Origin of the sequence: Polaromonas glacialis (assembly GCF_000709345.1) — a bacterium.
GTDB lineage: Bacteria > Pseudomonadota > Gammaproteobacteria > Burkholderiales > Burkholderiaceae_C > Polaromonas > Polaromonas glacialis.
Window position 1 is genome coordinate 3,088,512 of the sequence record NZ_KL448323.1, and the last position, 13,865, is coordinate 3,102,376.

The 13,865-nt window shown below is 65.1% G+C and carries 14 protein-coding genes; 6 read left to right on the forward strand and 8 right to left on the reverse strand.

What is annotated here, in order from left to right; genetic code table 11:
- Positions 1–2 precede the first annotated feature (2 nt).
- Together EC86_RS0115160 and EC86_RS0115165 are read right to left on the reverse strand one after the other, a co-directional pair.
- Positions 3–1,112 (reverse strand): VanZ family protein, encoded by a 1,110-nt coding sequence (locus EC86_RS0115160; RefSeq protein ID WP_036772237.1) that lies wholly within the window; start codon positions 1,110–1,112, stop codon positions 3–5.
- Positions 1,113–1,322: 210 nt separating this feature from the next.
- Positions 1,323–1,745 carry a CopD family protein gene (locus EC86_RS0115165; protein WP_029526571.1) on the reverse strand — a complete coding sequence of 141 codons (423 nt, stop codon included), beginning with the start codon at positions 1,743–1,745 and terminating at the stop codon, positions 1,323–1,325.
- A 324-nt stretch (positions 1,746–2,069) separates the two neighbouring features.
- Between EC86_RS0115165 and hemB the strand changes: the two genes are divergently transcribed.
- From hemB to EC86_RS0115185, 4 genes are all read left to right on the forward strand, one after another.
- Positions 2,070–3,086: a porphobilinogen synthase gene (hemB, locus tag EC86_RS0115170; RefSeq protein WP_029526572.1), complete on the forward strand. Its 1,017-nt coding sequence runs from the start codon at positions 2,070–2,072 to the stop codon at positions 3,084–3,086.
- Positions 3,087–3,195: 109 nt separating this feature from the next.
- Entirely contained in the window at positions 3,196–4,311 is a 1,116-nt protein-coding gene (locus EC86_RS0115175) for a magnesium transporter CorA family protein (protein ID WP_029526573.1), read from the forward strand.
- A 23-nt stretch (positions 4,312–4,334) separates the two neighbouring features.
- Positions 4,335–5,135, forward strand: coding sequence for a DUF72 domain-containing protein (locus tag EC86_RS0115180; RefSeq protein ID WP_029526574.1), 801 nt, complete (start codon positions 4,335–4,337; stop codon positions 5,133–5,135).
- Positions 5,135–5,695, forward strand: a complete 561-nt coding sequence (locus EC86_RS0115185; RefSeq protein WP_029526575.1) for a DUF1003 domain-containing protein — start codon at positions 5,135–5,137, stop codon at positions 5,693–5,695. Before EC86_RS0115180 ends, EC86_RS0115185 begins: the two co-directional genes overlap by 1 nt.
- 302 nt (positions 5,696–5,997) lie before the next feature.
- On the opposite strand, the gene EC86_RS0115190 is transcribed toward EC86_RS0115185, so the two are convergent.
- Both EC86_RS0115190 and EC86_RS0115195 read right to left on the reverse strand, forming a co-directional pair.
- Positions 5,998–6,687 (reverse strand): dienelactone hydrolase family protein, encoded by a 690-nt coding sequence (locus tag EC86_RS0115190; protein WP_029526577.1) that lies wholly within the window; start codon positions 6,685–6,687, stop codon positions 5,998–6,000.
- A gap of 74 nt (positions 6,688–6,761) precedes the next feature.
- Positions 6,762–7,367 (reverse strand): 2-hydroxychromene-2-carboxylate isomerase, encoded by a 606-nt coding sequence (locus EC86_RS0115195; RefSeq protein WP_029526578.1) that lies wholly within the window; start codon positions 7,365–7,367, stop codon positions 6,762–6,764.
- A gap of 96 nt (positions 7,368–7,463) precedes the next feature.
- Between EC86_RS0115195 and EC86_RS0115200 the strand changes: the two genes are divergently transcribed.
- Both EC86_RS0115200 and EC86_RS0115205 read left to right on the forward strand, forming a co-directional pair.
- Entirely contained in the window at positions 7,464–8,210 is a 747-nt protein-coding gene (locus tag EC86_RS0115200) for an SDR family oxidoreductase (RefSeq protein WP_029526579.1), read from the forward strand.
- 355 nt (positions 8,211–8,565) lie between these two features.
- Positions 8,566–9,198, forward strand: coding sequence for a MarC family protein (locus EC86_RS0115205; protein WP_029526580.1), 633 nt, complete (start codon positions 8,566–8,568; stop codon positions 9,196–9,198).
- An 843-nt stretch (positions 9,199–10,041) separates the two neighbouring features.
- Here EC86_RS0115205 and EC86_RS0115215 read toward each other — a convergent pair.
- From EC86_RS0115215 to EC86_RS0115230, 4 genes are all read right to left on the reverse strand, one after another.
- Positions 10,042–10,749, reverse strand: coding sequence for an ABC-type transport auxiliary lipoprotein family protein (locus EC86_RS0115215; RefSeq protein ID WP_029526581.1), 708 nt, complete (start codon positions 10,747–10,749; stop codon positions 10,042–10,044).
- Positions 10,746–11,678: an MlaD family protein gene (locus EC86_RS0115220; RefSeq protein WP_029526582.1), complete on the reverse strand. Its 933-nt coding sequence runs from the start codon at positions 11,676–11,678 to the stop codon at positions 10,746–10,748. The genes EC86_RS0115215 and EC86_RS0115220 overlap by 4 nt, the downstream gene beginning before the upstream one ends.
- 15 nt (positions 11,679–11,693) lie before the next feature.
- Complete coding sequence (locus EC86_RS0115225; protein WP_029526583.1) at positions 11,694–12,482, reverse strand: ABC transporter ATP-binding protein; 789 nt, start codon at positions 12,480–12,482, stop codon at positions 11,694–11,696.
- Positions 12,483–12,597: 115 nt separating this feature from the next.
- The gene (locus EC86_RS0115230) at positions 12,598–13,734 is read right to left on the reverse strand and encodes an MlaE family ABC transporter permease (RefSeq protein ID WP_029526584.1); all 1,137 of its coding nucleotides are present in this window, start codon (positions 13,732–13,734) and stop codon (positions 12,598–12,600) included.
- Positions 13,735–13,865 lie beyond the last annotated feature (131 nt).

A 13,865-nucleotide genomic window follows, 5' to 3' on the forward strand; every position in this document is an offset into this window, starting at 1 on the left:
TTTTACGTTTCGCTGGCGAGCGCCTTCGGCTCCTGGCTGGAAAGCCGCGCCAGCATGCAGGCCAGCGCGGCATAGGGCCAGAACCAGCCGAGCCACTGCACCAGCCCGTAAAACTTGATGAAGCGGCCCTGCTCCCAGATCTGCAGCGTCTGGGCAAAGTAGGGGTTGGCCGGCGCCTGGTTGAGCAGGCTCAGGTGAGTCGCCAGCGCCAATAGCGCCAGCGCGGCAGCCGCGCGGCGCGGCACGGCCAGCAGCAGCGCGGCCAGCACCACGGCCATGCCGATGCCGGCCTGGACCGGCACATCCAGCCAGGCCCAGGCATGCTCGGGTCCGTAGCTGAGGGCGGCTGACAGCGCCGATACGCCCAGACCGATGGCCAGGGCAGCGACGGCAAACACCGCGCGCTGTCCGAGCCGGCGAATCACGCAATAGCCCAGCAGGCATGGAATCAGCGCGCCCAGCGCCACGCACACCAGTTCGGCCAGCGGCACAAGGGGCTGGAGCTCAACCTCGCGCATGGGCATCCATTCCAGAAAGGGCGTGTCGGCCAGCGCATCGGCGAGCGCCGACTCCAGCAGTTCAAAGACCTGCCCCAGCCCCATCGGGACCGACGCCGGAAACAGCAGGGCCACCGGCCAGAGCAGCAGCAGCACCAGCACACTGCGCGCATCGGGTGAAAACCAGCGCGCCCGCAAGCGGCTCCAGCGGTCGATCAGTCCGGAGCGCTCCAGCGCCAGCGCGCAGCAGGCCCCGATCCAGGCGCCCAGCGTGTTCAGCGCCAGATCGACATTCGAGGGAATGCGCGACGGCAGGTAGTTCTGCAGCGTTTCCATCGCCAGCGACAGCAGGCCGGCGCCCAGCACCGAAACACTGACCGCCCAGGCCACGCGCCGGCTGCGCAGCGCCGACACGGCCAGCAGGAAACCGAGCGGCGCATAACCCAGCAAATTGATGCCGACGTCAAAGCCGGTCCAGTATTTCGGCAGGGGCGAGGCCAGGAAGCGCAGCGGCGAAATGCCCTGGTTGCGCCACTCCGAAAACGGATACAGGCTGGCGTAGATGATCAGGCAGACCAGCGCCAGCGCCAGCGGCCAGGCGGTGGTCTGTTGCACACCCCCATCGTTGTCACTGCGCTTCGCTTCGTGTACTTCCTTTCCCCCTTGCAGAAGAATTGGCACACCCCCGACGTCCTCACTGCGCTGCGCTTCGTGTAGTTCCGCCCCCCCTTGCAGGGGGCGACGCATGGCATCCGGCGAAGCCGGCCTGCCTGCGTCTGCTGGGGGGGAATCGGTGGCCACGTCGTGTTGGATTGAGCCGGGCCGTCAGAACGGCTTGACAATCACCAGGACGACGGCGACCGTCAGCAGCAGCACCGGCACTTCGTTGAACCAGCGCATCCAGACATGGCTGCGGGTGTTGCGGTTGGCGACGAACTTCGCCAGCATGCGGCCGCAGGCATGGTGGTAACCCATTACCAGTACCACCACGGCCAGCTTGGCATGCATCCAGTAACTGCCGCGCCCGATGCCGTAACCGAGGTACAGCCACAAGCCCAGGACAATCGCCGGCACCGCCAGGATGGTGGTGAAGCGCATCAGCTTCTTGGCCATCAGCAGCAGCCGCTCGCGCTCGGCAATGCTTTGCGGCGGCACCATGGCCAGGTTGACGAAAATGCGCGGCAGGTAGAAAAGGCCGGCGAACCAGCTGGCGATGAAAACGATGTGAAAGGATTTGACCCAGAGCATCGGCCTAGTTTAGCCCTCCCGATTTCACCCGCCGGCGCGCCTGGAAGCGGGCAAAAAAAATCCCGGCGACCTGATGGCCCGCCGGGATTGAAACGCCTTTTTGCTGTCACACGCAAAGGCCCCGCTCAGGGAGGAAAAGCGGGATGCAATCGCCATACACTGGTAACCGCACGTTTTCATTCTAGTCCCGGGCCCCGCATACCGCCATATAGCGTTGACACCCACGGCAGTAAGGGCTTGTAAAGACTGGCACATTCCTGGCGCCAAAAGGGCACTGCGCCAGGCATTCGCGCCAGGACGCAAAGCTTTGGCACAATTTGCCCCATGACCCTGCATGCCACCAACTTCGCTCCTTTCCCGATGGGCCGCCCCCGTCGCCTGCGCCGTGACAGCTTCACGCGCAACCTGGTGCGTGAAAACGCCCTCACCGCGCACGACCTGATCTACCCGGTATTCGTGCTGGCCGGCCAGCACCGGCGCGAGCCGATCGGCTCCATGCCCGGCGTCGAGCGCCTGAGCCTGGACCTGCTGCTGCCGGTGGCCGAGGAGTGCGTGAAGCTGGGCATTCCGGTGATGGCGCTGTTCCCGGTGATCGACGCCTCGCTGAAAACCGAGGACGGCCGCGAAGCGCTGAACCCCGAAGGCCTGGTGCCGCATGTGGTGCGCGAACTCAAGCGGCGCTTTCCCGAACTCGGCGTGATGACCGACGTGGCGCTGGACCCGTTCACCAGCCACGGCCAGGACGGCCTGCCGGATGCCAACGGCTACATCATGAATGACGAGACGCTCGAAGTGCTGGTGCAGCAGGCGCTGACGCAGGCCGAGGCCGGCGTGGACATCGTCGCGCCCAGCGACATGATGGACGGGCGCATCGGCGCGATCCGCGCCGCGCTGGAAAGCCAGGACCTGGTCCACACGCGCATCATGGCCTACAGCGCCAAGTACGCCAGCGCCTTCTACGGCCCGTTCCGCGACGCGGTCGGCTCCAGCGGCAACCTGGGCAAGGCCGACAAGAAGGTCTACCAGATGGACCCGGGCAACTCCGACGAAGCGCTGCGCGAAGTCGCCATGGACATTGCCGAAGGCGCCGACATGGTGATGGTCAAGCCCGGCATGCCTTACCTGGACGTGGTGCGCCGCGTGAAGGACGAATTCCAGGTGCCGACCTTCGCCTACCAGGTCAGCGGCGAATACGCCATGCTCAAGGCCGCCGCGCTGAACGGTTGGCTCGACCATGACGCGGTGATGATGGAAAGCCTGCTGGCCTTCAAGCGCGCCGGCGCCGATGGCGTGCTGACCTACTTCGCCATCGACGCGGCGCGAAAGCTTCGCCAAGGCTGAAGCGCCTCCACCGGGCGTGCGAAATTTACTATCAAAATAGTAGCTGCTTGCGCCCGTGGAATATGCGCAAAAGGCCTTTTTAATACTTAACCAAGGGATTCGAGCCTTCATGCGCGTGTTCACCATCCACTCCGGCAGCCAGGGCGTCCTGGAGACCGATTCCCTGCCGACCGAACTGCCGGCACAGGGTTTCGTCTGGATTGCCTGCGCGCGGCGCGAGTTCGAGGTCATGCAAGCGCCGATTCAGGCCACGCTGCAGCGTCTGTGCGGAACCCAGCTGGTCGATCTGCATGTCTCCGATCTGCTGAACAACCAGCTACCCTCGCATTACGACTACACCTCGCAGTACGACATGCTGGTGTTCCGGCGGCTGGCAGCAGGCCGCACCGAAACCGATCTGGCCCAGCCCGGCGAACCGCTGCACCAGCCCGCCAAGCGCAGCGGCCCGCCGGTGCTCAAGCGGATCGACACCAGCCCGGTGGGTTTTGCGGTGTTTGACCGGGTGTTGCTGACAGTGCATCCGGCCGGCTGCGCCGTGCGCGAAGCCTATGCGCTCAAGCTGCTCAACGCCACATCGAGCGAAGCACGCGCCAACGGCGTCAAGCTGCCCAGCAGCCCGGCCGACCTGATGATGCGCATTGTCAACCAGATGGTCGATGGCTACCTTGATCTGCGGCGCGAACTCACGCGCCAGATGGACCACTGGCAGTCCGAGCTGCTCAATCCCGGCACGCGTTTCAACAACTGGAATTCGGTGCTCGACGCCCGGCTGGCGCTGCACCAGCTCGACGAGATTTGCGAAGACCAGCGCGCGGCCCTGCAGGACTGGATTGATTCGATTGAAACCTGGCCGGACGCCGACACGCCGGCCGCACAACGTGAGCGCGATCTGCTCAAGGTACGGTCGCGCGATGTGCTGGAGCATATCGAGCGCGTCGTACACCATGTGCGGCGCATGGAGCAAAGCGCTGAAACAGCGGTGCAGATGCATTTTTCGGCGCAGAGCCACCGTACCAACGACATCATGCGCACGCTGACGGCGCTGACGGCGGTGTTTTTGCCGCTGAACCTGATCACCGGATTCTTCGGCATGAACTTCGAGTTTTTGCCGGCCATCCACAGCGCGACCGGTTTCTGGTGGACCTTTGGCCTGATGCTGCTGCTGGTGGTCGTGGTCGTGTCGGTGTTCTGGCGCAAGCGCTACCTGGCGCGGACCAGCCGCTGAACCCTGGCCGGGTGTTTGCCGCCATGCAAGCCAGCCTCTTTCCCGACGAACGCCCTGCTTGCGCGAAGGCGGCGCCGCCTGCGCGCATCCAGGTCGGCTGCGCCGGCTGGAGCCTGCCGCGCCCCATGTGGCCTGAATTTCCGGCCGATGGCACGCATCTGCAGCGCTATGCCGCCCGTTTCAACGCGGTGGAGATCAACTCGTCGTTTTACCGGCCGCACCAGACGGCCACCTATGCGCGCTGGGCGGCCAGCGTTCCCGACCACTTCCGTTTTTCGGTCAAGCTGCCCAAGACCATCACGCACCAGCAGCGCCTGGCCGACTGCACCGGGCTGCTCGACGACTTTCTGGCGCAGGCCGGCGGCCTGGGTGAAAAACTGGGCTGCCTGCTGGTGCAGCTGCCGCCCAGCCTGGCCTTCGATGCCGCGCGGGTCCGGGATTTTCTGCGCCTCCTGCGCGAGCGCCACGCCGGCCCGGTGGCGCTGGAGCCGCGCCATGCCAGCTGGTTCACCGCGCCGGCCGACCCGCTGCTGAACGCCTGGCAGGTCGGCCGCGTGCTGGCCGACCCGGTGGTGCATGAAGCCGGCCGGCTGCCGGGCGGCTTTGCCGGCCTGGTCTATGTGCGCCTGCACGGCTCGCCACGCATGTATTACTCGGCCTATGATCGCGCCGTGCTCGATGCGCTGGTCGCCCGGCTGCGGCTGGCGGCAACACTTGACGCCGCCGTCTGGTGCATCTTTGACAACACCGCCGAAGCTGCCGCCATTGAAGACGCCCTGTACACCGTGCAAGGGCTGAGCCGCACCACCCACAAGGACAGTTGATGCCCGTTTTATTCACCGCCGACCCCGGCACCGCCGAGGCCAGCGCCGATGACCTGACGCGGGACAACGTCGAGTCGATGCGCCGGGTCGAGGCGCAGGCCATGGACAAGCGCAGCCGGGCGGACCGCATTGCCGCCTTCGTGGCGACCTTTTGCGGTTCCATGCCTTTTGTCTGGCTGCATGTGCTGATTTTTTGCGGCTGGCTGGCCTGGAATTCGTGGCCGGGGCTGCGGCATTTCGACCCCTACCCGTACACTTTTCTGACGCTGGTGGTTTCGCTGGAGGCGATTTTTCTCTCCGCCTTCATCCTGATCAGCCAGAACTACGAGCTGCGCATCAGCGACCGGCGCAACCAGCTCGACCTGCAGATCAACCTGCTGACCGAGCAGGAAAACACCAAGACGCTGCAGTTGCTGGAGCAGATTGCCGCCAAGCTCGGAGTGGATGTCAGCATGGACGCCGAGCTGCGCTTTCTCAAGCAGGTCACCCATCCCGAAAAACTGATTGCCCAGATCGAGCAGGCCCAGCAGGAAAGCCCGTTGAAGCCGCCTGCGGTTTGAGCGTCCGACGTGCCAGGCCTTGGCCTTGCCGGCAGTAGATTGCTATTGATAGCATAGCTTCACATGCTGGCTGGTATTGCGCAAACGGCTTAAAACATGCTCTCCCCTCTGTCATTGCGGGCTTGACCCGCAATCCACGGCACCTCAACCAAGCCACAGCCAGGCAGCGGTTGGAATTCACCGCGCGTTTAACTGCTCACTGATGGATTGCGGGTCAGGCCCGCAATGACAAAAGAGAAGGGGACGCATCGAGTCGAGGAAGTCACCTTGCAGTCGGCCCGCGCAACCGCTTTTTCAGGCCCTCAGCCGAGCTGCTCGGCCAGGAAGGCCAGCGTGCGCTCACGCGCCAACTGGGCGGCAGCTTCGTCGTAAGAGGCGCGCTGGTCGCAGTTGAAGCCGTGATTGGCCGAATACACATGCACCGCGACTTCCGGGTGCGCCTTGCTGAATGCCTCGATGCCTTCCATCGGAATCCAGTGGTCCTGGTCGCCGAAATGGGCCATCACCGGGCATTGCGGCTGGCGGGCGATTTCGCTCTCGGCCGTGATGCCGCCGCCATAGTAGGGAACCGCCGCCGACAGGCCCTTGAGCAGGCACGCGGCCTTCCAGGTGAGCAGGCCGCCCCAGCAAAAACCGATGATGCCAACCTTGCCGCCACTGAGCTGCGCCGCATGGTCGATGGCAGCCTGGATATCTAGCAGCACGCCGGCGCCCGGCAGCGCATCGACGGCGGTCTTGAGCTCAAACCCGGCCGTCATGTCGTCCTCGGTGTAGGCCAGTTCCACTCCGGGCTTGACCCGGTCAAAAGTGGCCGGCGCCACCGCCAGGTAGCCCTCGGCGGCAAAACGGTCGGCCACCGAGCGGATGTGCGAGTTGACGCCGAAAATTTCCTGCACCACGACGATGGCGCCGCGCGGCTTGCCTGCGGGCTCCGCCACATAGGCGGAAACCGTGAAACCGTCGGCGGACTTGAGTTTGGTGAATTGACCCATGGTGTGAAAAGCTCCTGTTGGAAGTTGTTTGGAAAGCGGGGGAAGGAAAAAAAGAGGAAAACCGGACGATTCAGTCAGACGGCCTGGAGCCGGCGCTCGACAAAATCGAGCCGGTCCTGGCCCCAGAACAATTCGCCGTCGATCAGGTAGCTGGGCGCGCCGAAGACGCCGGCCTCGATCGCCTGCCCGGTATTGGCCTCGTAGCGCTCCTGCACCGCCTGGCTGTAGGACTGCTCCAGCCGGCTGGCCTCTAGGCCGCATTCGGCCAGCAGCTCGGCCAGGACTTTTTCGTCGGCAATGTGCCGCTCCTGCGCCCAGCAGGCGCGAAAGACCGCGCCGCTGATCTTCATGGCGGCGTCCAGGCCGTCGTGCAGGTCCACCGCAATGATGAGGCGCGAGGCATCGTCGCCAGAGACCGGAAAGAATCTAGGCTTGACATGCAGCGGCAAGCCCAGGAAGTCCGCATGCCGCCGCAGTTCCAGCAAGCGGTAAGCCTGGCGTTGCGGCGCGCGCTGGCCGAGCGGCAAGCCGCCTGAAATCGGGAACACCTTGCCGCCCAGGTCAATGGGCAGGATACGGACCGTGGCGCCCGCCCGGCGCGCGATGTCTGCGAATCGCTCATGGCCCAGGTAGGCCCAGGGGCTTTGCGGGGTGAAGTAGTAGTCCACGGTGGTGCTCAAGGTTTTTCTCCGGTGGTGGTCAGGAATTCATTACAGTCAGGGCTTTGGCGCGATTCCCTTTGTAACCGGGATTGCCACTTTTTGCAGGAGACTGGTTTGTCCCAACTTGTTTTGATCACCGGCGGCTCGCGCGGCATTGGCGCGGCCACGGCCTTGCTGGCCGCACGGCACGGCTATGCGGTCGCCGTCAACTACAGCGCCAATTCGCTGGCCGCCGACGAGGTGGTGCGGCAAATCCGCCAGTCCGGCGGCCAGGCCATGGCGGTGCAGGCCGACGTGGCCATCGAGGCGCAGGTGGTGGCGATGTTTGAAAAGATCGACGCCAGGTTCGGCCGTTTGAGCGCGCTGGTTAACAACGCCGGCGTGGTGGACCAGACCACGCGGGTCGAGGCCATCACCCTGGCGCGCCTGCAACGGATGTTCGAGATCAATGTGTTCGGCTCCTTCCTGTGCGCCCGCGAGGCCGTGCGGCGCATGAGCACGCGCCATGGCGGCGCGGGCGGCGCCATCGTCAATGTGTCCAGCGTCGCCGCCAAGCTGGGCGCGCCCGGGCAATACGTGGACTATGCGGCGGCCAAGGGCGCGATCGACAGCTTCACCGTGGGCCTGGCCAAGGAAGTGGCGGCCGAGGGCATTCGCGTCAATGCGGTGCGGCCGGGCATCATCGAGACCGACATCCACGCCTCCGGCGGCCTGCCCGACCGCGCGCGCGACATGGCGCCGCTGGTGCCGATGCAGCGCGCCGGCAGTGCCGAGGAAGTGGCCGAATCCATCGTCTGGCTGCTGGGCGCGTCATCCAGCTACACCACCGGCGCATTGCTCGACGTGACGGGTGGCAGGTAAGTGGCCCCCACGCTTGTCGCTTCGCGTACTGCGCTGCCCCCCAAGGGGGCCGCTGCGCCTGCGGACCGGCGAAGCCGGTTCCGCGGCCCCTGCTGGGGGGAGAGTTTCCCCACGCTTGTCGCTTCGCGTACTGCGCTGCCCCCCGAGGGGGCTGCTGCGCCTGCGGCCTGGCAAAGCCAGTTCCGCGGCCCCTGCTGGGGGAGAGTTTCCCCGCGCTTGTCGCTTCGCGTACTGCGCTGCCCCCCGAGGGGGCTGCTGCGCCTGCGGCCTGGCAAAGCCAGTTCCGCGGCCCCTGCTGGCAGGAAGTCTGCGCTCGTTGCTTGTCCTAGGTTCCCAATTTAAAAAGAGTTGATTCGTGGACTTCAAACCTTTAGTGACGCTGCTGGCCATCGTCAACCCACTGGCCATCGTGCCGTTCTTCATCCACTACACGCAGGGCTTTTCCAGGCCGCAGCGGCAGCGCACGGTGGCGGTGGCCTCGTTCAGCGCCTTCGTGGTGATTGCCGTCAGCGCCCTGCTGGGCCTGCAGATCCTGGAATTCTTCGGCATCTCGCTGGCCAGTTTCCAGGTCGGCGGCGGCCTGTTGCTGTTGATCAGCGCGATGAACATGCTCAATGCCCAGCCGGCCGAGGCCAAGCCGCTGACCAACGAGTATGAAGACGGCGCCGCAAAAGCCGCCCAGGGCGCCAGCATCGCGGTGGTGCCGCTGACGATTCCGCTGCTGACCGGGCCGGCCACCATGTCCACAGTGGTGATTTATGCCGAAAAAGCCAAGACCTTCCTGCAGCTGGGCACGCTGGTCGGCTACGGCCTGGTGATTGGCCTGGCAACCGCGCTGTGCTTTTCGCTGGCCGAGCCGATTTCGCGGGTGCTGGGCAAGACCGGCATCAATGTCATGACGCGGCTGATGGGCTTGATATTGGCCGCGCTGGCGGTCGAGGTGATGGCCGACGGTCTGGGCAAGCTGTTTCCTATCCTGCGGCATTGAGATTTTTTTACCGGGACAGGCTCAGGCTGGGGGCTGATGCAAGGCTTGGCTTGGCTTGGCTTGGCTTGGTGGAAGCCTGTGGTTGATTTTTGCTGGGTTGGCTTTTCGGGGTTGGGCTGGCCGGGGGTTGCCCGGCGGCAACTCACTTTTCTTTACTTCGCCAAAGAAAAGTAAGCAAAAGAAAGGCGACCCGGCTGTCCGGGTCCCTTCGCTTCGCTACGGGCAACCTGTGATGACCCGGGGAAGCGGGGGTCGAGCTCGAACTCGCCTGCGGCTCAGACAATCGCTCGCCCTGATCCCGCTTCCCCGGGTCATCACAGGCCCAGCCAGAACGGGACTTGCGGGAGCGGATTCGGGGCCGGATTGCGGCATTTATGCATAAAAAGTGCCTCTTTCGCTTGCTGCGACTGCGAAAGCAGCTATTAAATTTGTAGCATTCGGTATTTAAAACCGGCGCTGGGGCTGTTTGGCTGTTTGGCTGTTTGGCTGTTTGGCTGTTTGGCTGTTTGGCTGTTTGGCTGTTTGGCTGTTTGGATTTTTATCCCCGCCACTCCCGTTCTGGCTGGGCCTGTGATGCCTGAGAAAAATGGGATCAGGGCCGCGCGCTGTTTGAGCGCAACGCAGTGAAGCGAGTTTGCGCGGACCCCCATTTTTCTCAGGCAGCGCAGGTTGCCCGAAGCGAAGCGCAGGGACCCAGACAGCCGGGTCGCCTTTCTTTTGCTTACTTTTCTTTGGCGAAGCAAAGAAAAGTGAGTTGCTGCCGGGCAACCCCCGGCCAGCCAATCCGCGAGAAGCCAACCCAGCAAGCACCAACAGCTACCGTTCCAATAGCAAGCAATTCAATCAACGCGCCGGCATCTGCCGCAGCCACGCATCCAGCTCGTCAATCGCCGCATCGGTGGCCGCCGTCAGGGCGCGCACGCCACCGGCCGCATCGGCGCTGGTCGCCGGCCGCTGCACCGACAAGCTGCGCTGCGCGACCAGCCGTTCCCCGGCGGGCGTGATCTCGACCAGCGTGGCATGCAGGCGAAGCAGGCCGACGCTGGCATCGGGCGCGCTGAACAGCTGGCTGAATTCTTCCAGTTCCAGCCGCAGCATCGGCAAATTGGTGTTCTGGCTGCGGTTCAGCGCCACGCCTTCACGCGCATTGAGCACCACGCGTTGCTGGCTCAGGCGATCGCGCATGCGCTGGCGCACCAGCTGCGCCGGCGGCATGGTCCAGCGCGCCTGCGAATAGGGGCGCAGCTGCTGGGCGTCAACATAGCCCAGCCGGTAGAGCACCGCCTGGTTTTCCAGCGCGCCGCCCGAGGTGGCGATGTCGGCAATCGCCAGCGGCGACAAGGCGGGCACCGGGGGCGATGCCAGGGCCTGCGTGGACAGCTCGCCCGGCCCGAAGTCGTAGGTCGTGGCGCGGGTCGGCTTGTCGATCACTGAGCACCCGGTGGCGAGCGCCAGCACGCTTATCAAGCAAAAAACCCGCCTTGCGCAATGCTGGCGGGCGCTAGTAGCTATTGAATTAATAGCATAAAAAGGAAGCTTGAAAGCCATCATGGTTTTTCTCCGTTGGCGTTGAAGCCGGTTTCGCCAGGGCCCGGCACGACCGGGCCGTTGCCAAAGATCAGCGCTTGCGGGTTGTCATCGACGGCGTTCACGGTGCGGCGCAGCTGGCGCATGGTGCGCGCAGTTTCGTCGGCCACCTCGCCGAGCTTGGGCAGCGTGGCCGCGCTGAAGGTTTCCACTCCGGCCGCCAGCGCCGCGCCGCCGTCCTTGAGCCGGTCGAGCGCGCCGCCTTGTTCGTTCAGGCGCCGCGCGGTCAGGCCGACTTCATCGGTCACGGTCTTGACCGAGCGCAGGGCGGCCTGCGCGTCCTTGGACAGCGCGGGCAGCGTCGCCACGGCCGGCTCCAGCGCCTTGGCCACACGGTTGATGCTGCCGGCGGCTTCGGCGAGCTGCGTGACGGCGGTGTTGATCGCCGCTTCGTTCTGGCTTGAGAGCAGCTGGTTGATGCGCGTGGCCGCCTGCTCGGCCTGGTCGAAGATCACATCGGCTTGCTTGAGCAGCTTGTCGAGGCCGCCCTGCTTGAGCGGAATGCGCGGCGGGTCGTCGTCGTTGGGCACCAGCCGCTGGCTGGAGCTGCCGTCGTCGTCGAGCTGGATGAAGCCCAGGCCGGTCACGCCCTGGGACGCCACGGTGGCGAAGGTCGAGCGCGTCACCGGCGCGGCCTCGTCAATCGACACGCGTATCAGCACGTTGCCCTTGACCTTGTCGTCAAAACCGATGCGCTCGACCTTGCCGACGGCCACGCCGCGATAGCGCACCGTGGCCTGCGGCTGCAGGCCGGAAACGGTCTCGGAGGTGCTCATCTCGTACAGGTTGCGCTCGGTGTTGTCGCGCGTGAGCCAGATGGCCAGCAATGCCAGCAGGGCGGTGACGAGCACCACGAACGCGCCGGCAATCAGCGCATGGGCCTTGTTTTCCATGATTGAAAAACCTTTCTAGATCGAAGGGGCGGGGGTGGGGTTCAGCAGCGCCATCGCCCGCTGCCCCCGTTCGCCCAGGAAAAAGTCGTGAATGAAGGGATGCTCGAACGCCACCACCTTGCGCGGCACGTCATTGATGATGACTTTCTGCGACGCCAGCACGGCGATGCGCGTGCTGAGCTCAAAAATCGTGTCCAGGTCGTGCGTGACCATCACCACCGTCAGCCCCATGCCCTGGTGCAGCGAGCGCAGCAGGGCGCAAAAGCTGTCGGCGCTTTCGGGGTCAAGTCCGGCCGTCGGCTCGTCAAGCAGCAGCAGCGGCGGATCCATGATCAGCGCGCGCGCCAGCGCCACGCGCTTGACCATGCCGCCGGACAGGTCGCTCGGCATCTTGCCGGCCGCGTCAAGCGGCAAGCCGACCATCTGCAGCTTGACCATGGCCGCCTCGCGGATCAGCTCGGCGGGCAGGCAGTTGAGTTCGCGCAGCGGAAAAGCGATGTTCTCCAGCACGGTGAAGGCCGAGAACAGCGCGCCCTGCTGGAACAGCATGCCGACCCGGCTGGCCGCGCCGCGCTTGCCGAGTTCGGCGGCCGGCTTGCCCAGCACGGTGATCTCGCCCTGCGTCGGCGTTTCCAGCCCCAGCATCTGGCGCAGCAGCACCGTCTTGCCGGTGCCCGATCCGCCGACCAGCGACAGCACCTCGCCGCGCGCGACCGTCAGGTCGAGGTCCTTGTGTACCACGGTTTTCTTGTCGTCGTTTTCAAACACCGTCCACAGCTTGCGGATTTCAACGACAGGTTCCATCACTTAACCCCTCCCCGCTCGTGCAAGTTCCGGCCGCGAAACTGGCTTTGCCAGGCCGCAGGCGGGGCGGCCCCCTCGGGGGGCAGCGCAGTACGCGAAGCGACAAGCGTGGGGGTCATATACCCACGCTTTTAAACAGCACCGCAAACAGCGCATCGACCAGGATGACGATGGTGATCGACGTGACCACCGACGCCGTCGTGCCTTGGCCCAGGCTTTCGGTGTTGGGCTTGACGCGCAGGCCGTAGTGGCAGCCGACCAGCGCGATCAGCAGGCCGAACACCACCGACTTGGCGGTCGCCAGCGTCAGGTTGGACACGCTGACGGCGGCCGGCAGCGCGTTGATGAAAAATGATGGCGTTACGCCCATGGAAATGTCGGCCGCCAGCATGCCGCCGAGCAGCGCGGCAATCGTGGTCCAGACGCTGATCAGCGGCATCACCACCGCCAGCGCGATGGCGCGCGGCATCACCAGCCGAAAGCCCTGCGCAATGCCCATGACGCGCATCGCGTCGAGTTCTTCGGTCACGCGCATCACGCCGATCTGCGCGGTGATGGCCGATCCGCTGCGCCCGGCGATCAGGATGGCCGCGAGCACCGGCCCGAGTTCGCGGATCAGCGAAATGCCCAGGATGTTGACGATGAAGGCGTCGGCGCCGAACTGGCGCAGCTGCTGCGAAATCAGGTAGGCCAGCACCACGCCGATCAAAAAGCCCACCAGCGCGGTAATGGGCAGCGCAGTCGCGCCGAAATGGTAAAGATGGCCCGACAGGTCGCGCCACGGCCCCTGCTGCGGATGGCGGATCAGCCGCAGCAGGTCGAGCAGCAGCTGGCCCAGCAGGCGCAGCATGCCCTTGACATGGCCGAGCAGGCCGAGCAGCCGCCCGCCGAGCATCAGCAGCGGTTCAGACCAGGGCGAGCGGCGCGGCGGCGGCAGGGCAACAGTGAGTTTTTCCACCGTCTCCAGCATTTCCCGCTGTTCGGGCGCCAGCTGCAGGTCGGCCGGCCAGCGATGGCGCCACGCCGTCCACACCACCTGCGCGCCCAGGTAGTCGAGTTTTTCAATGTCGTCCAGGCGCCACCGGGCAGGCGTGGACGCGCCTGGCACCAAGCTGTCGAGCTGCGCGCTCAGCGCAGCCCAGGCGGGCGCCAGCGTCAGCCTGGCGGCGGTCCAGCTTCCCAGCAGGCGCACGACCCGTCCTTCAGGCAGGTCCTGAACTTCAAGGCGCGGCGGTGAGTCGTCAAGGGGCATTCAGGCAACAGGGTGGAGCGGACACCAAAAGGCGAGGGGGGGGGATTCAACGCAAAAGCAGCCATGGTAACTGCTGGAAATGCGCAATATCGGCATTCGGCCCGGATTCGCCATGGTCCTACAGGGGTTGA